Source organism: Aliarcobacter trophiarum LMG 25534 (assembly GCF_003355515.1).
Lineage (GTDB): Bacteria > Campylobacterota > Campylobacteria > Campylobacterales > Arcobacteraceae > Aliarcobacter > Aliarcobacter trophiarum.
Map to the genome: position 1 here is coordinate 1,516,876 of NZ_CP031367.1, position 18,025 is coordinate 1,534,900.

Here is an 18,025-nt window from a genome sequence, read left to right on the forward strand (position 1 = left end):
AATCTCTTAAAATTTTAAATCTCTTTTTTTAAAACTAAAAGTTTTAACTCTTCTTGCTTATTTGAGCTCCATTTTTCTGATCTTGGAAACTCAATATAACTATTTGTATTTTGATAACCTCTTCTAATATAATAGTCTCTTAACTCTGTTCTACTTGAAATTACCTCCATAACAAAACTTTTAATCTTCCAAATCTTTGAAGTTTCAAGCTCTGTAAACTCCAAAAGTCTTCTTCCAACTCCACTTGCTTGAATATTTGGATCAACTGCAAAAAGTCCTATATAAATAGTATTATCTTCAAGTTTTGCCTGTATAGTAGCCACAACTTGATTATTATTTTTTGCTATAAAAGTTTTTGTATTTTTCTCTTTTAAATACTCATTTAGCATATCTATATCAATTCTAATTCCGCTTAAAAGATGTGCTTCACCTGTCCAAGCATTTCCTTTTAACTCCCCTCTATATGCCTCATTTATTATCTTTACAACCTCTTCTTTATCTTTTGTATTTTCTAACTTTAACTCAAAAAATTCTAAATTCATAATATATTCTCCCTTTTCTATTTTTAACTATTTTCTCAAATACTCTAAAGTAGCACTTATAATATCGTCATCATCTTTGCTTCTTGATTTTATACTCTCTTTTACACTATTTTTTATAAAAGTAATATTCATCTCATAAGAGCTTATCTGCTCTATATTTTTTGATATTGCTAATATTTTTATTAAAATCAGATCCATAAATTGTTTTGTAGGAGTATCAAGTTTTCCAAATCTATCCTCCATCTCTTCTTCAATTTCATATAAAGTCTCTTTACTTACAGCACGACTTAGCCTTCTATAAAGTTCAAGTCTTATTCTATCTTCACTTATATAATCTTCACTAATATATGCAGAAATTGCTAATTTTATATCTATATTTTTCTCATTTGTTTTTATTTCTCCACTTAAAATTGCCAAAGTATCTTCAAGCATTTTAAGATACAAACCATAACCAATCTGTTTTATATGTCCACTTTGCTCAGCTCCAATAATGTTTCCACCACCCCTTATTTCTAAATCTTGGTGAGCTAAAGCTGTTCCACTTCCTAAATATGAGTTTGATTCTAAAGCAACAAGCCTTTTTATAGCTTCAGGTGTTATTTTGCTCTTATCTTCAACTACATAGTAACAAAATCCCTCTTTATTACTTCGTCCAACTCTTCCTCTTAATTGATGTAAATCAGCAATCCCAAACCTATCTGCTCCATCAATTATTATTGAGTTTGCGTTTGGTAAGTGAATTCCACTTTCAACTATAGAAGTTGCAAGTAAAATATCAAACTCTTTATTTTCAAAAGCTTCAATTATCTTTTCAGTAGTATCTGCTTTTATTTGAGAGTGAATAATCTCTACTTTTATATTTGGCACTATTTCAAGTAAATCTTTTTTCTTAGCTTCAATAGAAGCTATGTTATTATGAACATAGAAAAGTTGTCCTCCTCTTCTTTTCTCCCTTAAAATAACCTCTTTTATTAAAGAATCACTATACTCTTTTACAAAAGTTCTCACTCCTAATCTCTCACTTGGAGGTGTTAAAAGGCTACTCATTCCTTTTAGTTTTGATAAAGCTAAATTTAAAGTCCTTGGAATTGGTGTTGCACTCATAGAGAAAATATGCACATCTTCTCTTAGAGCTTTTAGTTTCTCTTTTTGTTTTACTCCAAATTTATGCTCTTCATCAATTATTACAAGTGCAAGATTATTTGTTTTAATATCAAGCAAAGAGTGTGTTCCAATTACTAGTTTAATAGAGCCATCTTCTAAACCTTTTTTAATAGAGTTTTTCTCTTTTGTTGTTGTTTTTCCATCTAATTTATAAACATCAATTCCAAAATCTTTAAATCTTTTTGAAATTGAGTGGTAGTGTTGTGTTGCTAAAAGTGTAGTTGGACATACAAAAACTGTTTGATATCCACTATTTATAACAGCAAGTAAAGCATTCATAGCAACTTCAGTTTTTCCAAAACCAACATCTCCACTTAAAAGTCTATCCATAACTTTTCCACTACTTAAATCAGCTAATATCTCATTTATACTTCTAGTTTGATCTTTTGTATAAGCAAATCCTGCCTTTGCTTGAAAATCTTTTATCACATATTCATCTATAAATATTTTAATCCCATTTACAAGCTCCCTTGCAGCTGCTAATTTTATAATATCATTTGCGATTTCAAAAAGCCTATCTTTTACTTTTTCTTTAAGTTTTGTAAAACTTCCACGACCAAGTTTATCAACTATCGCATAACTCTCACCATCTGCAACATATCTATCAATTGTATCAATATTCTCAACAGGAATTAAAAGTCTATCTTCTCCTTGATAGTTGATTACAACAAAATCTCTTTTTGCTCCCATTATTGAAACTGGTTCTATCCCTTTATATACACCAATTCCATGCTTTTCATGAACCACAAAATCATTTAAAACTAACTCATCAACAACTAGTTTTACTCTTTTTTTTCTCTTCTTATTTATCTCTTTATTTAAAGAGATTATAAGTTCCTTACTACTTAATAGATTTATTATCTCTTCACTAAAGTGATATTTTATTAGCTTATCATCAAGTGAAAGTTCAAGAGCTTTTACTCTTGCCTCACTAGTAGTTATAATAGTGATTTTTTTGTCTTTATGAAAAGAGATAAACTCTTTTATATTTGAAGGGCTTACCTCTTTATAATCCTTACTTGAATATATTTGAGGAAGAGTTAAAAACTTATCTTTATTTAACCTTTTTTCCTCAAAAATATAAGCCTCATCTAACTCACTTAGAGCTTCTTGTGTAATAAATGAGTTCATATTTTGTGGCAAATAGTGTGCAAGATTATCTAAATACCAAAAACCTAAAGAGTGAATATCTTTTACAAAAGCATCACTTGTTGAAAGCTCTATTTTAGAGTTTATCTCTTCAAAACTATCTTCATTTAAAGCTAAAAAAGCAGGAGTTATATTAAAACTCTCAAGCTCATCTTTTTGTGATTTTTGATCTTCAATATCAAATTTTCTAATACTTTCAACTTCATCATCAAATAAGCTAACACGATACCCAAAATCACTCCCCAAAGGTGCAATATCAAAAATATCTCCTCGAAAAGAGACCTCTCCTAAACTAGTAACAATATCTACAAAATAGTATCCCCAACTATAGAGTTTTTGCTTAAAAGAGTTTAAATCAAGTTTATCACCAAAATTTATTATAAACTCATCAAAACACTCTTTTTTTGGCATAGGAAAGCTAATAGTCCTAAGAGGTGAAATAAGTATCTTATCCTCTTTTTTATATCTATAAAAATCTTGTAGAGCTTTTGTAATATCTTGTAATTCATCACTAAAAGAGTGTAAATCATCTTTGAAATTTGCTCTAAAATCTGATAAAACAAATGGCTTAAAGCCTAAAAATGAGACAATATGTGAAGCTTCTATAGCTTGTTTATCATCATTTACTATTAGAAGTTGGCATTTTTTTAGATTTTTTTCATCTTTTAAACTTTTTAAAAATTCATATATATTTTTCACTATTTCTCTTTGCTTAACTCAAAATCATTTGTAGTTTTATCATAATAGTATGCTGGATATGGAGTCTCATTTAATAAAAAAACTAAATTTGCACTATCAAAACCAGCTTTTTGTAAACCTTTCTTGAAAACTTCCAAAATATAAGCTTTTGTAGCAAAAGTTGTAGTTGTCGAGTTTCCTGTATATGTAAACTCCTCATTCTCAACTCTTATAAAACCCTCTTTCTTCACATGTTTTTCAAATCTATCTTTATCAACTATTCCAACAACATCTAACAAAACCAAAACATCTATTGTAACCATCAAAAACCCTCAAAAAAAATTCATGGATTTTAACATAAAGTAGATTTATGCAAAATTACCTATTTTTTTGCTATTATTATATATTATTATATAATTTTAATCTTTATTAAAGGATTTTTGATGAACTATGAACTTCTAAGTCGCCTTGCTATGCAAGATTCAGAAAGGCTAAAGAGTGAAAATCTTATTTTGGTAAAAAAAATTGTTCTTCTTGAGCAAGAAAATAAAAACCTAAAAGAGTTTAATTCTATTATTGAAAAAGAAAAGAATGCCTATAAAGAGAGAATTGGTCAGATAAAAAATGAGCTAAATGGTTTGGTTATTGAGAAAAATCTACTTTTAGATGAGATTATAATACTTGAAAATAGAGTAAAGAAACTAGAAGAGAAGATATCAATTCAAAATCAAGAAAAAGAAGAAAAATTCTCGCAAAGAGAGAAAATAAGAGTAAATGAAGATGGAGAGCTTATAAGAAATAAAGAGGAAATAAGAGCCAAAAATATACCAAAATCAGTTGAGTTTTACTCATAGTTAAACAAAAAAGAGTAAAAAAATATTTTTACTCTTTTATTTTAAACTACTTTTTACAGTGTTCAGCGTAATATCCACCAAATTTAGTCTTTTTGCCCTCTTTATTTTCAGAAGCACTATACTTTGTCACAACTGGATTACACTCATCAATCCATTGATTAATCCCATAAACCTTAACCTCATCAAAGCCCATTTGTCTAAATGTTTGAGCATTTATAACAGCCCTACTAGCTGTATTACAAACCACTATAAGCTTTCGTTTTACAAACTTATCATCATCATCTAAAACTATATTTTCAAGAGCTTTTTCAGGAGCTTCACGTCCTACTCTCATACTTCCAGCAATAGCACCAGCTGCCCACTCTTCCATTGTTCTTACATCTACAACTGCCCAATCTTTTGAAGATAGTGCTTTTTTAACATCATCAGTAGTTGCCAAATTTCCATCTTTTTTTGCCTCTTCCTTTAAATTTTTACTTAAAGTATCATAATCTATAAAATCACTAGCAAATAGTGAACTAAAAATCAAAGACCCAGCAACTATAATTTTTCCAAATTTCATATTTAACTCCTAAAATAAAATGTTGTTTAGTGTATAAGAAAGTGCATTAAACTATTATAAAAAATTATACTTAATAGTTTTATTTTTATTATAAAATATGCTTATTTATAATGCATATTTTTGTAGCCTTCTAGCCTTTTTCTATAAGTAGAGTTAAGCATAGGATTTCTAAAATCTAAAAAATCAATAGCCAAACACTCTTGATTTCCACGCCCAATTCTTCCTAAATATTGAATTAATCTTCCATAAAAAGATATAGGTGTTGCAAATATTATAGTGTTTAAATGAGGAAAATCTATCCCCTCTCCAAAAAAGGAGCTAGTTGCTAATATTAGTGAGCTAGTTTTTACTTTTTGCATATTTTCTACTTGCTCTTTTTTATTTTGGCTTCCATGAACACTCACAAAATCTATATTTTGCTCTTTTAATATATTTTCCAAAAGGTTTAAGTGCTCTATTCTATCACTTAAAAGCAATATTTTTCTATTTTGATGCTCTTTTATCGTTTCTACTATTTGTCTATTTCTATCTTCATTTGAAACTAGCTCATTTATAATTGCTGCATAATTATCAGCACTACTTGTAAACTCTGTCTTTATTACAAGAAGTTTATTTGTGTGAGTTTTTGGTTTTTTATACTCATAAGAGATACTTCCTAATTGCTGGTATAAAATAGGATCAAGCTCATCTTTTCTATTTGGTGTTGCACTAAGTCCTAAAATAAACTTTCCACAAAAATTTTTAACAATCTGTTCAAAGGTAAGAGCTGGAATATGATGACACTCATCAACAATCACTTGTGTATAATTTTTTACTAATTCAGGGCTATTATTTAAGCTTTGCATTGTAGCTATATCTATATTCCCATTAAGACTATTTTTGCTTTTTCCTAAAAAACCAATATCGCTCTTTTTGTATCCAAAATAGTCAACAAAACGGCTAATCCACTGGTCAAGTAACATATTTTTATTTACAATTATAAGGGTTTTTACAGCTCTTTTCTCAAATATTTTTGCACCAATTAAAGTCTTTCCAAATCCAGGAGGTGCCACACAAATTGAACTATCATATTTCAAAATCTCTTTTATGGCATCCTCTTGCTCTGGTCTTAGAGTAAACTGAACTTTTTTTGTATCTATTTTTTCATAAACTCTATAATCTTTAATCTCATATTTAACTAAATTATAGTTTAAATACAAAAAAAGTTTCTCCTTTAAACCTCTAGGAAGTGTTAAAAAATCTCCACTCTCTTCATAACCTTTTAAATATTTTGGAGTATTATATAGTGGTTTTCTAAGGCTAAGTAGAAGTTTTATTTGAGGATTTTCAAAACTTGCAAATGATTTTAATTTACTTATAAAACTCTTTGACAAGCTTTGTATTGGAAATTTTATTCCACTATCTAAAACTATTTGAAAACTATTTTGTGGAAAATCTACAGTTTTTAAATCTTTTTCAATATTTTGTGGCTTTAAAACTTGTGCAAAACTATAAATCTGCTCTTTAGATGCTTTATTTATATTTGCAAGATAGTTCCACTGATCATGAAAAATCTTTTTCTTATTAATATCTAAAAAAACTGTACTATTTTTATCTCTATACTTTAACTGCAAAGGTAGTTCTATATATGAACCTAATTTTTCTTTTGTTGAAAACTCACTATTTGGATAGAGTTTTGCACTAATGTTTGCTTTTTTTTGTAAAAAATATACAAAGCTATATGAGATTTTTGAACTTATCTTTTCTTCAAAAAATATCCAAGCAAAAATTGACTTATATGAACTTAAAGAGTATGAAGCTGGAATATTTAACTCACTTAAAGCCCTTTGAAGTTTAAAAACATCTTCACTATTTAACTCCAAAACAACATAAGAGCACTCTTGATTTCTATCTATTAAATATGAAGCTAAAAAGATATTTCCTCTTAAATGTTCTTCTAAATCTTTATTTGTAAGAGGCAAAAAGTCATCACCCATAAATGTTTTAGTAACAGCAGAGAAGCCCTCTTTACTTCCATCTTTACTCTTCCACTTTTTTGCATATATATCAGCTCTATTTACAAAAGTTTCTCTAAATAGATCTATTTTTTCATCTTTTGTAAACCTTTTTCTATCTAATACTTTTTGATTTTTTATATGCTCTTCTAGCTCTTTTATCTTTGTTTCTAGTTGTTGTTTCTGAAAATATAGCTCTTCTAACTCTTTCTCAACACTTCTCATAAGATATTAGCTCCAAAAATCTCTCAACAACCAAAAAAGAGCCAAAAACTAAATACTCGTTTTCCAAATCCATTGATAGCTTTTCAATCTCAACAATTTGCAACTTTTTTATACACTTTTGTAAAATATCTTTTTTTACAATTCGTTTATCATCTAAATCTAAAATAAAAATCTCTTTTACAATTGGTTTTAATACTTTTAAAACTTCTTCATAATCTTTATCTTCGTAAGAGTTATAAATTAGAGTTATTTGTCTATTTTTAAACTCCTCTTTTATAACTTTTGCTGCCAAAGAGTTATGTCCAACATCAATATATAAGTTTTTTGCAATTTTTTGACATCTTCCAAAAAGTGGAGTTGTGTTAAAAATCTCAAGATTTATAGGATTATTCCTAAAAAATGGCAACTCTTCTAAACATCTAATACAAAGTGCCAAATTTCTTTTTAGATATGAAGCAAAAACAAAATCATAATCTATATCAAAATTTTCAACTTTTAGAATTTCAATATCTCTATTAAACTCTTGTTTTAACTCATCTTTTACTTTTTCTGCAACTTTAAAAACCTCTTTAAACTCTTGATAACCTATTATCATCTTTGCATTTGTTGCTCTCATTTTTGTTTTTGCAATTTTTTCTATACTATCTCCCAAAAAAGAGATATGATCTAGTCCAATAGTTGTAATTAAACTTATATCATTTTTTACAACATTTGTAGCATCAAACTCACCACCTAGTCCAGCTTCAAGTACCAAATAGTCACAATCTTTACTTAAATAAAGAGCTAAAAGTGTTGTATATTCAAAATATGTAAGCTTTTGAAGTAAACCTTCATCATAAATATTAATTAAGAAATTATGAGCATTTTGTAGTAAATTATCACTAACATCAGCTCCATTTATCCAAATCCGTTCATTAAACTTTTTTATATGTGGAGAGCTATAATGTAGGGTTTTAAATCCAGTTTTATATAAATAATGAGATAGAAATCTTCCTGTGCTTCCTTTTCCATTTGTTCCAACAATATGAATAACAAATGGAATTTTTATCTCTTTTTCCAAAATAGAGAAAGCTTTATTTACAAAGCTAAAATCTATTTTGTCATAATACATAGTTTTATGTTCTAAAAAACCACTTAAAGATTTTGTTTTTAAACTCATTTTTATTGAAAAGAACCAACTGCAACTCTTGAAAGCAAGTCAGTAACTGCCATATCACTAGCTTTACTTATAGCTTCAAATCTTTGTGTATCATTTATAGTAGTTCCAATATCTATAGCAAAATCATATTCTCCATCAACTGTAAAACTCTTTGTTTTTGATGTCGATTTATCTAAATATTTAACTCCCAATACAACTTTTGCTTTATATAGTTTATTATATCCATCTTTGTCATACTGTAAAGTAGAGAAACTAACACTTGAAATTCTTAAGTCCATTATAATATCAGCTTCTACTTCACTATCAACCATATTTGAACCAACTCTTTGAATTAGAATTTTTGTAACAGCATCTTTTACTAAAACAGAGTTTTTTGGATCTGCTGGACTTACATCCAATCTTACATATAAATCTTTTCCTAGCTCTTGTTTTGCATAATATGTAGATGGTCTATATCCACAAGCTACAAAAAATAGAGCCACAAATATGACAAATAGTGATTTTGTAACTCTCATTTTATACCTTGATTACTATATTTACTAATTTTTTTGGAACAACAATCTCTTTTAAAATAGTTGCACCTTCAAGCCACTTTTTAGCTTCACTTTTTGCAATATCTAAAACCTCTTCATTTGTAGCATTTATACTAACTTCAATTTCAGCTCTTTTTTTACCATTTATTGTAACTGCTAAAACTATACTATCTTGTACAAACACTTCATTTTTTATCTCTAAAGGTTTTGAAAAATTCTCTAAATTAAAGTATCTATTTGATAACTCCCAACTAGTATGTGGAATAATTGGCTCCAATATATTTGTCAAAATATAGTAAGCTTCTGCCCAAATAGCCTCATTTTTTTGAGCTTGTAAAGAGTTCATAGCTTCCATACAAGAAGCTATTAGAGTATTAAAAGCATAAGTCTTATTTAAAACCTCATTTGATTTTTGTAAAGCCTCATAAACTTTCTTTCTAGCCTCTTTCTCCTCTTTGTTTAAAGAGTTTTGATCTATACTCTTAAAATTTTCAAGACCTGTTTGTGTTATATTGCTAGCTCTTTCATAAAATCTTTTTATAAATTTATAAGCCCCTTCAACAGCACTATCATTCCACTCTAGCTCTTTTGTAGGAGGTGCTGCAAAAAGGATAAACATTCTTGCTGTATCAGCTCCATACTTCTCAACAAGCATATCTGGATCTACAACATTTCCCTTGCTTTTACTCATTTTTGCACCATCTTTTAAAACCATTCCTTGAGTAAGTAGATTTTTAAATGGCTCACTTGAGTTTGTATATCCTAAATCTTTTAAAACTTTTGTGAAAAATCTTGCATATAAAAGGTGTAAAATAGCATGTTCTATTCCTCCAATATATTGATCAATATCCATCCAATAATCACTATCTTCTTTAGAAATTCCCTCTTCTTGCCACTTTTTATAATTTGTAGCATATCTTAAAAAATACCATGATGATTGCACAAAAGTATCTAAAGTATCTGTTTCTCTTGTAGCTTTTTCTCCACATTTAGGACAAATACAATTTTTCCAAGTAGGATGTGAATCTAATGGATTTCCTTCACCTGTAATTTCTACATCATCAGGAAGAGAGACAGGAAGATTTTCTATTTTTTCAGGCACTAAACCACAAGCTTTACAATGTACAAAAGGAATAGGAGCTCCCCAATATCTCTGTCTTGAAACTCCCCAATCTCTCAATTTATAATTTATTTTTCTATTTCCAAAAGAGTTTTGCTCAAAATGATAAATAATAGCCTGTTTTGCATCTTGGCTTTTTAGATTTGAGAAAGCTTCACTATTTATCAAAACTCCATCTTCTACATATGCCTCTTTTTGTTTCTCTATAAAGCCATTTTCTCCAACGATAACTTGTTTTATTGGTAAATCATATTTTAAAGCAAACTCAAAATCTCTTTGGTCATGAGCTGGAACTGCCATAACTGCGCCATCACCATAAGAACTTAATACAAAATTTGCAACCCAAATTGGAATAGTTTGTCCAGTTAGTGGATGAATTGCCTCAATTTCTAAATCCACCCCCTCTTTCTCTTGCATAGCTCTATCTTTTTGTGCAATTTTTTGCATATTTCTAATAGCATTTAACTTATTTTTTGGTAATAGCTCTTTTTCCACTAAATATTTTACTATAGGATGCTCAGGAGCTAAAGCAGTATATGATACGCCATAAATAGTATCAGGTCTTGTTGTAAATACACTAAAACTTGCAAACATTTTATCAAGTTTTGCCCTTGTCTCTTTTGTAACATCAAATTTAAACTCTAAGCCCTCGCTTCTTCCAATCCAGTTCTCTTGCATAGTTAAAACTTGTGAAGGCCATGAGTTTTCAAGTAGTTTTAAATCATCAAGTAAAGTTTGCGCATATTTTGTAATTGCAATATAATATCCAGGCATCTCTCTTTGAACAACTTCATTATCACATCTCCAACAACAGCCCTCAACAACTTGCTCATTTGCCAAAACAGTTTGACAATCATTACACCAGTTAAGAGCTGCATTTTTTCTATACAAAATTCCAGCTTCATACATTTTAATAATAAACTCTTGCTCAAATTTTGTATAGAGTTCATCACTAGTTGCAAACTCTTGATTTTTACTAAAAGATAGTCCTAAACTTCTTAACTCTTCTCTCATATAATCAATATTTTCATAAGTCCACTTTTTTGGGTGAAGCTTATTTTTAATTGCTGCATTTTCAGCAGGCATTCCAAAACTATCCCACCCAATAGGATGAAGAACATTGAAACCATTTTTTCTAAAATGCCTAGCAAAGGCGTCGCCTAAACAGTAGTTTCTTACATGTCCCATATGAATTCTTCCACTAGGATATGGGAACATACTTAAAATATATTTCTTTGGTTTTGAAAAATCATAACTTGGTTCAAAAGAGCTATTGTCTATCCAAAATTTTTGCCACTTTTTTTCAATATCTTTTGCCAAATACTCCATTAATACTCATCCTTCTCTCTATTTTTTGCACTTTCAATCATAGAAAGTATCATTGAAACTATATTTGCAATAACTGCACCAATAGCAAGTCCAATTACCAACTTCATATTCCCTGTAAAAACAAATACCAAAAATGCAGGAATTAAGTGTAAATCGGCAACTAAAGAACTAGCCAAAAGCTCAGCAGCTAAAAGATTTTTTACACCAATTTTTAAAATTGTAGAGATAACATTAACTCCAGCTGCTACAAAAAGAGCTATAACATTTGGTTCATATAAAAACCCAGCAGTTGTTGTTAAAGACATCATTGTCAAAAAAATATAGGTTACCTTGCCCCAGTCCATTTTTTTCCTTTTAACTGTTTAATATAAAGTAAGTATGTTATCTAAAATTGCATAAAAAACTAATTTTTACCTCTATTTCAATATTAATTTTAACATTACAGCACTTTTTTAATTAACTTTAGATAATATTGACTAATTTTTTTTTAGGAAAACAAATGGATTTATCTGTACTGTTGGGGTTAATAGGTGCTATAACATCTATTTCTGTAGGAGTTATCCTTGAAGGTGGGAATCCAGCTGGAGTTCTTCACATCTCTTCATTTATTATTGTTATTCCAACTGCTATGCTAGCAGCAGTTGTTGCAACAGATTCAAAATATGTAAAAGCAGCATTTAAAGAGTTTAAAAATATCTTCAAAAAATCACCTGTAAATTTTGAAGCAAGAATTGATGAACTTGTTGAATATGCAATTACAGTAAAGAAACAAGGGGTTTTAGCTTTAGAAAAAGATGTTCAAGGTTTAGATCATCAATTCTTAAAAGAGGCCTTAAGTATGGTTGTTGATGGTAGCAAAGAGGAGCAAATAGAAGAGCAATTAGAACCAGTAATCGAAGCAACAGAAGAGTATTATCATGGAGCTAGTCACTTTTGGCTACATGCTGGTGAAACATCTCCTACTATTGGTCTTGTTGGTGCTGTTTTTGGTCTAATTTTAGCTCTACAAAAACTAGACGATCCTCCTGCTATGGCAGCTGGAATTGCTGGTGCATTTACAGCAACGGTTATGGGAATTGCTGGTTCATATATTTTTTTAGGACCTTGGGGAGTTAAATTAAAAGCAAAAGGGCATATAGTAGTAAAAGAGCAATACTTAATTCTTGCTGCTTGTAAAGGAATGGCAAGAGGCGATGCCCCTGGTGAATTAAAATTGAAGTTATCAAAAATGGTAACTCCTATGCCTTTATAGGTTTTTTTAATGTCAAAAAAGAAAAAGTGTGAATGCCCAGCTGGAGAGAAATGGGCTGTTCCATATGCAGACTTTTTGAGTCTTCTTTTAGCACTTTTTATAGCTTTATATGCTTTGGCATCTGTGAATATAGAGAAACAAAAAGCTTTAAAAGAGGAGTTTATAAAAATTTATAAGTTTCCTAGTGCAAATATAGTTGAGGAGCAATCTAAACAAGAAAAAGCTATGACTGACAATCCATCTGATGATACACAAGAGGGTAAAAAAGTTATAGTTCATACTTTAGAAAATCCTCAAGATCAAGAACAGATAAAAGAGAAGGGTGCAAACTTAATTGAGCTACCAGATGGCTCTTTAATGAGTGTTCCAGCACATTTAGTTTTTGAAAATGGGAAAGCAGAAATAACATCTGTTTTTGCAAATGATTTCTTAACTAACCTAGCAGAGCTTATAAATGCTATGCCTGAAGATACAGAGATAAATGTAAAAGGTTTTGCTCAAGATAGCGAGATTAGAAGTTCAAGATTTAAAGATGCATTAGAGCTTTCAACTGCTAGAGCAAATAATGTGATAAGAGAGTTAATAAAACATAATGTAAAAGCTTCAAGGCTTTATTCAAGTGGTTTTGGTAGTAATAAAACTTCAACTCTAAAAGATAAAAGTGTTGTTGTATTTGAACTTCATACAAATGGTGATGTTCAAAGTGAAGAGGATTTAAATCTAGAATCAATTTTTAAGAAAATGAAAGAGTAATGCAAAATAAAAAAAGGTTTCAAACTCTTCTTCCTGAATCTAAAAAAAAATGCTGTTTTTTAAAGTTTATAGACTTTGAACCAATTGTTAAATATGGTTCAATCTCTATAATATTACTATCTATTTTTATTCAATCTTCAAATATAATTCAAAATAAAAACTCGATATTAAGTATTTTTTCACTATTTTTTAATCTATTTTTTCTATTAATTATTTTACAAAAATTAGAGATGATAAAAATAAACTTTTTAAATATTTATATAAAAAGCTCTTTACAGTTCTTAATATTCATATATATTTTAAACTCTTTTCTTTATCTTTTTGTTGATAACTCTATTTACTCTTACATATATGCACCAATAAATCTTTTTGGTGCATATTTCATCTTTTTACTTTTAAAAAAAGATGAAATTATTTAAATAAGTTTTTCAAAGCATCTCTTCTATCTTGAATAGAGCTTGGATTTTTATTTATCTGGCTATCTTCTTTTGGACTATCATCTAAAACTACATTAAATAGTATATATACAGCAATAAATAAAACAACTATAATTAAAAGTAAACCTTTAATATAATTATCCATAAGTTCTTAAACTCTTCCTTGTTCATACATAGCTCTTAATTTCTCTTTCTCTTTTCTATTTGCCGCTTTTATAGCTTGTTTACTTCTATAACTATCTGTATTAAATCCTAAGAATTTAATAAATGGAGAAACCACAAAAATAGATGAGTAAGTACCTATTATAATTCCAACAAATAGTGTAAATGAAAAGGCATATATAATCTCTCCACCAAATATAAGCATAGTAAGAACTGCTAATTGTGTTGTAGAAGAAGTAAGAACTGTTCTTGATAGAGTTCTACTTACTGAATCATTAATTAAAGCATCTAAATCTCGCTCTTTTGTAATTTGTAAGCTCTCTCTAATCCTATCATTTACAATTATTGTATCATTTATTGTATATCCTACTAAAGTTAAAATAGCAGCAATCATATCAAGATTTACATCAATTTTAAATAGACTAATAAGCCCCAAAGTAATAATAACATCATGAATAAGTCCAATAATCGAAGCAATAGCAAATCTCCACTCAAATCGTGCCGCAATATAAATAAGCATTGCTAATAAAGCCATAGATAAAGCCATAATACCTTTTTCTCTAAGCTCTGCTCCAACTTTTGCTCCAACCATATCTATTTTTCTAATTTCAAAATTTCCTGTTGGTACCAAAATCTTATTCATCTCATCACTAATATCATTTGTAACACTACTTGAACTTCCTGTAAATCTTATAGTTATCTCTTCTTTTGTTCCAAACTCTGTCACATTTGAACCAGCATATTTACTATTTTCCAGAACTTCTCTTATTTTATCCAAAGGTGCAGCCTTGTCATATTTTACTTGAACAATAGTTCCACCCACAAAATCAATTCCATAATTTAAACCTCTTGTAAGAAGTAAAAATATTGAAGCAACAATTAAAATTCCAGAAATTGACAAAAAGGCGATTTTTTTACCCATAAAATCATATGTTTTATTGTTATTAAAAATTTCCATTATGCTACTCCAAACCATTTTTTATTATTTTTATCTTTTGCAATCTTTGACATAATTGCTTGATAAATACCATGTGTTCCCAGAATAGATGTAAGCATTGAAGTCAAAATTCCAATAGAGATAGTAACTGCAAAACCTTTTATAGCTCCACTTCCATAAGCATATAAAACAATAGCAACTAAAAAAGTTGTAATATTTCCATCCATAATAGCTCTAATAGCATTTGAGTATCCATCTTCAATTGCCTTATGAACACTAGCTCCTGTTCTTAAAACTTCTCTAATTCTCTCATTTATAATAACATTTGCATCAATTGCCATACCCAATGTAAGAATAATTCCAGCCATCCCAGGAAGTGTTAAAGTAGCACCAAAAAGAGCAATTACTGCTAAAAGAATAAATACATTTGCAAGTAAAGCGATATTTGCAATAATCCCAGCTCTTCTATAATAAAATATCATAAATAAAAAAATCAAAATAGTACCAGAAACTAAAGCTATCATTGAGGCTTTTATACTATCAGCACCCAAAGATGGTCCTACACTTCTTTTTTCTAGCAAATTCACACTAGCTAATAATGCCCCACTTCTAAGTGCAATAGCAACGTTTCCAGCTTCTTGTACTGTAAATCCACCACTTATTTGTCCACTTCCTCCACCAATTCTCTCATTTATATTTGGTGCAGAATAAACTTTTCCATCAAGTACAATTGCAAGTCTTTTTCCTACACTCTTAGCCGTAAAATCACCAAAAATTCTAGCTCCTGCACTATTTAAAGTAAAGTTAATAATTGGTTGATTTGATTGGCTAAAAGCAACTTGTGCATCAACTATTTGGCTACCATCTAAAATTGGTATCTCTTTTACAAGATACTTTTTATTACTATCATTTGTATCTTCTAAAATAACATCACCAAAAGCTGTTGCCTCTTTGCTTGTCATTTGATAAACTCTATCCATTCTATCTTCATCAACTGCCATAAGCTCTAGTTTTGCAGCCTTAGATATTAAATCTCTTGCTGCTTTTTCATCTTGTGCTGTTTTAATCCCAGGAAGTTGAACAACTATATCACTATCTCCTTGTCTTATAACAGTTGGCTCACTAAGTCCAAATTGGTCAAGTCTATTTCTAATAGTCTCAACTGCTTGAACTACAGAGTACTCTTTTGTTTTTACTATCTCTTCGCTTGAAAGAGAGACTTTATACTCTAAATCCTCTTTAGCTATATCTAAACCTTTTATCTCTTTAAGCATCTTATCCATTTTAGCAATTTCATCACTATCTAAAATAGAAAAATAAATAGAGTTATCATTTACAGTTAATCCATCTATTAGTAACTCTTCATCATCACTAAAATATTTAATAGCTGTTGCTATTGATTTTAGTTTTGAAGCCACTGCTTCTTCAGTATTTACACCTAAAAGCATATGAAGTCCACCTTGAAGGTCAAGTCCTAGATTTACTTTTTTTCCATAATCTGTTTGCATTAAAGAGGGAAATGAGAAAACAACACCAAATATAATACTAATTAGAAAAATTGTGAGTTTAAAATTAAAAATTTTCAATATAAGTCCTTATCTATAGGGAATTTAAGATATGAAAATCATATCTTAAATCATAAATTATTCAGTAATAAGTCTAGCAACGAACTCTTTAGCAAGTTTCATTTCAGAATTATCACTATTTTTTACTACGAAAAATGTCTCTTCTGCTTTTACTACTTCTACCATTAAGCCACCATTTGTTACAATCTTATCACCTTTTTTTAAGTTAGTGATCATCTCTTTATGAGCCTTTGCTTGTTTTTGTTGTGGTCTAATTATTAAAAAATAGAATATTGCAAAAAGTGCAACCAGAGGTAGTAATGAAGTCAATAAATCGTTTTGCATCGAATTTCCTTTTTTGGGAGGTTTAGTATGTTTTTATTAAAAACCCAATATTTTAACAAAAATTTAATAATAAAAGGCTTGATTACAGCTTGTTTACTTAGCTCTTTTATATATTTATCATATTTGAGTTTCGAAAGTAAACTAATTGATACTATATTTGGACTTGCTGGAGTATATCTTTTATTGACAATTCCTAGAGTTTCACTTTTTTATACAGGTTTCTTTACAGGACTTTTTTGGTGTTACTGGATGGGTATTAGCTTACAATACTATGATATTAGCTATATAGCTCCTTTTTTACTTTTTGGAATTGGTCTTGTTTTTGGAACAATATTTGCTCTTTTTGCAGCTATTGATAAGCTCTCTTTTAGAATTTTAATGATTTTTGGATTTTTATTTATCTCTCCATTTGGTTTTAACTGGCTAAAGCTGGAACTTATTTTTATAAACTCTTACATAAGTACAACAAAACTCTCATTTTTCCTAATTCTTCTATCATTTTATCTACTAATTAAACTAAAAAGAGCAAAAATTATAGCTATTTTACCGCTTCTTTTTACTATACATAGTGAAAATGGTGAATTCATAGATACTCCAAAAGCAAAAATTTATATGCCACAAATGTATATAGAACAATCTTTAAAATGGAATAAAGATTACTTAAATACCCTAAATAATGAGAATTTTAAACAAATCTTTGATGCAATAGATAAAGGTTACACTTTAGTTGTTTTGCCAGAAACAGCATTTTCAGTTGCACTAAATAAATACCCTAGCTTAAACAATATGCTTTTAGAGTTATCAAATGAGATAGATATTGTAACAGGAGCATTATATGTAGAAGATAATCAAATTTTTAATGCTTCATACTTTTATAGTAAAAATAGTGTTCAAGTTGCAAAGAAAGTTGTTCTTGTACCATTTGGAGAAGAGATACCCCTTCCTAAATTTTTTGTTGATTTAATAAATAATACTTTTTATAATGGTGCTAGTGACTACTCAAAGGCTACAACTCCTACTGATTTTATAATTAAAGGAGAAAAATATAGAAATGCAATATGCTATGAAGGGACTACTGATAAAATATTTGAAGAGTTAAATGACACAAAATATATGATTATGATTTCAAACAATGCTTGGTTTACTCCATCTATAGAGCCAACCCTACAGCATCTTCTTTTAAAATATTACTCCAAAAAATATGGAGTTACTATTTTTCATGTAGCAAATGGAAGCAAAAATAGAATATATAGACCTTAAATGAT

The 18,025-nt window shown here is 28.9% G+C and carries 18 protein-coding genes; 5 read left to right on the plus strand and 13 right to left on the minus strand.

Going from position 1 to position 18,025, the window contains the following annotated elements; all coding sequences use genetic code 11:
• Positions 1-14: 14 nt before the first annotated feature.
• The 3 genes from ATR_RS07825 to ATR_RS07835 are packed head-to-tail and all read right to left on the minus strand — an operon-like array spanning position 15 to position 3,856.
• Complete coding sequence (locus ATR_RS07825; protein WP_115428881.1) at positions 15-542, minus strand: GNAT family N-acetyltransferase; 528 nt, start codon at positions 540-542, stop codon at positions 15-17.
• A 27-nt stretch (positions 543-569) separates the two neighbouring features.
• Positions 570-3,554: a transcription-repair coupling factor gene (gene mfd, locus ATR_RS07830; RefSeq protein ID WP_115428882.1), complete on the minus strand. Its 2,985-nt coding sequence runs from the start codon at positions 3,552-3,554 to the stop codon at positions 570-572.
• On the minus strand, positions 3,554-3,856 hold the full coding sequence (locus tag ATR_RS07835) for a hypothetical protein (protein WP_115428883.1): 303 nt from the start codon (positions 3,854-3,856) through the stop codon (positions 3,554-3,556). The genes mfd and ATR_RS07835 overlap by 1 nt, the downstream gene beginning before the upstream one ends.
• A 120-nt stretch (positions 3,857-3,976) precedes the next feature.
• On the opposite strand from ATR_RS07835, the gene ATR_RS07840 reads away from it, so the two are divergent.
• Positions 3,977-4,387 (plus strand): hypothetical protein, encoded by a 411-nt coding sequence (locus ATR_RS07840; protein ID WP_115428884.1) that lies wholly within the window; start codon positions 3,977-3,979, stop codon positions 4,385-4,387.
• A 46-nt stretch (positions 4,388-4,433) separates the two neighbouring features.
• Here the strand turns inward: ATR_RS07840 and ATR_RS07845 are convergent, their stop codons facing one another.
• The 6 genes from ATR_RS07845 to ATR_RS07870 form a co-directional block, all read right to left on the minus strand.
• On the minus strand, positions 4,434-4,949 hold the full coding sequence (locus tag ATR_RS07845) for a rhodanese-like domain-containing protein (RefSeq protein ID WP_115428885.1): 516 nt from the start codon (positions 4,947-4,949) through the stop codon (positions 4,434-4,436).
• 101 nt (positions 4,950-5,050) lie between these two features.
• A complete protein-coding gene (locus ATR_RS07850; RefSeq protein WP_115428886.1) occupies positions 5,051-7,168 on the minus strand; it encodes a DEAD/DEAH box helicase in 2,118 nt (705 codons plus the stop codon).
• Complete coding sequence (locus ATR_RS07855; protein WP_228254218.1) at positions 7,155-8,327, minus strand: Mur ligase family protein; 1,173 nt, start codon at positions 8,325-8,327, stop codon at positions 7,155-7,157. The genes ATR_RS07850 and ATR_RS07855 overlap by 14 nt, the downstream gene beginning before the upstream one ends.
• 2 nt (positions 8,328-8,329) lie before the next feature.
• Positions 8,330-8,842 (minus strand): LPS assembly lipoprotein LptE, encoded by a 513-nt coding sequence (gene lptE, locus ATR_RS07860; protein WP_115428888.1) that lies wholly within the window; start codon positions 8,840-8,842, stop codon positions 8,330-8,332.
• Position 8,843: 1 nt separating this feature from the next.
• Positions 8,844-11,309 (minus strand): leucine--tRNA ligase, encoded by a 2,466-nt coding sequence (gene leuS / locus ATR_RS07865; protein WP_115428889.1) that lies wholly within the window; start codon positions 11,307-11,309, stop codon positions 8,844-8,846.
• Positions 11,309-11,653: a DUF6394 family protein gene (locus ATR_RS07870; RefSeq protein WP_115428890.1), complete on the minus strand. Its 345-nt coding sequence runs from the start codon at positions 11,651-11,653 to the stop codon at positions 11,309-11,311. Before ATR_RS07870 ends, leuS begins: the two co-directional genes overlap by 1 nt.
• Positions 11,654-11,808: 155 nt before the next feature.
• On the opposite strand from ATR_RS07870, the gene motA reads away from it, so the two are divergent.
• From motA to ATR_RS07885, 3 genes are read left to right on the plus strand one after another with little or no spacing between them, the layout of a single operon-like run.
• Positions 11,809-12,561 (plus strand): flagellar motor stator protein MotA, encoded by a 753-nt coding sequence (gene motA / locus ATR_RS07875; protein WP_115428891.1) that lies wholly within the window; start codon positions 11,809-11,811, stop codon positions 12,559-12,561.
• A 9-nt stretch (positions 12,562-12,570) separates the two neighbouring features.
• Positions 12,571-13,314: a flagellar motor protein MotB gene (gene motB, locus ATR_RS07880; protein WP_115428892.1), complete on the plus strand. Its 744-nt coding sequence runs from the start codon at positions 12,571-12,573 to the stop codon at positions 13,312-13,314.
• Entirely contained in the window at positions 13,314-13,733 is a 420-nt protein-coding gene (locus ATR_RS07885) for a hypothetical protein (protein ID WP_115428893.1), read from the plus strand. The genes motB and ATR_RS07885 overlap by 1 nt, the downstream gene beginning before the upstream one ends.
• Here ATR_RS07885 and ATR_RS09880 read toward each other — a convergent pair.
• The 4 genes from ATR_RS09880 to yajC are packed head-to-tail and all read right to left on the minus strand — an operon-like array spanning position 13,726 to position 16,760.
• On the minus strand, positions 13,726-13,896 hold the full coding sequence (locus tag ATR_RS09880; protein WP_164966704.1) for a hypothetical protein: 171 nt from the start codon (positions 13,894-13,896) through the stop codon (positions 13,726-13,728). The genes ATR_RS07885 and ATR_RS09880 overlap by 8 nt on opposite strands.
• A gap of 6 nt (positions 13,897-13,902) precedes the next feature.
• Positions 13,903-14,871, minus strand: a complete 969-nt coding sequence (secF, locus tag ATR_RS07890; RefSeq protein ID WP_115428894.1) for a protein translocase subunit SecF — start codon at positions 14,869-14,871, stop codon at positions 13,903-13,905.
• A complete protein-coding gene (gene secD, locus ATR_RS07895) occupies positions 14,871-16,436 on the minus strand; it encodes a protein translocase subunit SecD (protein ID WP_115428895.1) in 1,566 nt (521 codons plus the stop codon). Before secD ends, secF begins: the two co-directional genes overlap by 1 nt.
• 57 nt (positions 16,437-16,493) lie before the next feature.
• Complete coding sequence (yajC, locus tag ATR_RS07900) at positions 16,494-16,760, minus strand: preprotein translocase subunit YajC (RefSeq protein WP_115428896.1); 267 nt, start codon at positions 16,758-16,760, stop codon at positions 16,494-16,496.
• Between the two features lie 27 nt (positions 16,761-16,787).
• Here yajC and ATR_RS07905 point away from each other — a divergent pair, with 27 nt between their 5' ends.
• Positions 16,788-18,020 carry an apolipoprotein N-acyltransferase gene (locus tag ATR_RS07905; protein WP_115428897.1) on the plus strand — a complete coding sequence of 411 codons (1,233 nt, stop codon included), beginning with the start codon at positions 16,788-16,790 and terminating at the stop codon, positions 18,018-18,020.
• The last annotated feature ends 5 nt before the right edge of the window (positions 18,021-18,025 follow it).

Bases quoted from the DNA above. Each gene is read 5' to 3' on its own strand.
- motB (WP_115428892.1), top strand. From the start codon at position 12,571: ATGTCAAAAAAGAAAAAGTGTGAATGCCCAGCTGGAGAGAAATGGGCT.
- ATR_RS07850 (WP_115428886.1), bottom strand. From the start codon at position 7,168: ATGAGAAGTGTTGAGAAAGAGTTAGAAGAGCTATATTTTCAGAAACAA.
- ATR_RS07825 (WP_115428881.1), bottom strand. From the start codon at position 542: ATGAATTTAGAATTTTTTGAGTTAAAGTTAGAAAATACAAAAGATAAA.
- ATR_RS07835 (WP_115428883.1), bottom strand. From the start codon at position 3,856: ATGGTTACAATAGATGTTTTGGTTTTGTTAGATGTTGTTGGAATAGTT.
- yajC (WP_115428896.1), bottom strand. From the start codon at position 16,760: ATGCAAAACGATTTATTGACTTCATTACTACCTCTGGTTGCACTTTTT.
- ATR_RS07845 (WP_115428885.1), bottom strand. From the start codon at position 4,949: ATGAAATTTGGAAAAATTATAGTTGCTGGGTCTTTGATTTTTAGTTCA.
- ATR_RS09880 (WP_164966704.1), bottom strand. From the start codon at position 13,896: ATGGATAATTATATTAAAGGTTTACTTTTAATTATAGTTGTTTTATTT.
- leuS (WP_115428889.1), bottom strand. From the start codon at position 11,309: ATGGAGTATTTGGCAAAAGATATTGAAAAAAAGTGGCAAAAATTTTGG.
- ATR_RS07905 (WP_115428897.1), top strand. From the start codon at position 16,788: ATGTTTTTATTAAAAACCCAATATTTTAACAAAAATTTAATAATAAAA.
- lptE (WP_115428888.1), bottom strand. From the start codon at position 8,842: ATGAGAGTTACAAAATCACTATTTGTCATATTTGTGGCTCTATTTTTT.
- ATR_RS07840 (WP_115428884.1), top strand. From the start codon at position 3,977: ATGAACTATGAACTTCTAAGTCGCCTTGCTATGCAAGATTCAGAAAGG.
- ATR_RS07855 (WP_228254218.1), bottom strand. From the start codon at position 8,327: ATGAGTTTAAAAACAAAATCTTTAAGTGGTTTTTTAGAACATAAAACT.
- motA (WP_115428891.1), top strand. From the start codon at position 11,809: ATGGATTTATCTGTACTGTTGGGGTTAATAGGTGCTATAACATCTATT.
- secF (WP_115428894.1), bottom strand. From the start codon at position 14,871: ATGGAAATTTTTAATAACAATAAAACATATGATTTTATGGGTAAAAAA.
- ATR_RS07870 (WP_115428890.1), bottom strand. From the start codon at position 11,653: ATGGACTGGGGCAAGGTAACCTATATTTTTTTGACAATGATGTCTTTA.
- ATR_RS07885 (WP_115428893.1), top strand. From the start codon at position 13,314: ATGCAAAATAAAAAAAGGTTTCAAACTCTTCTTCCTGAATCTAAAAAA.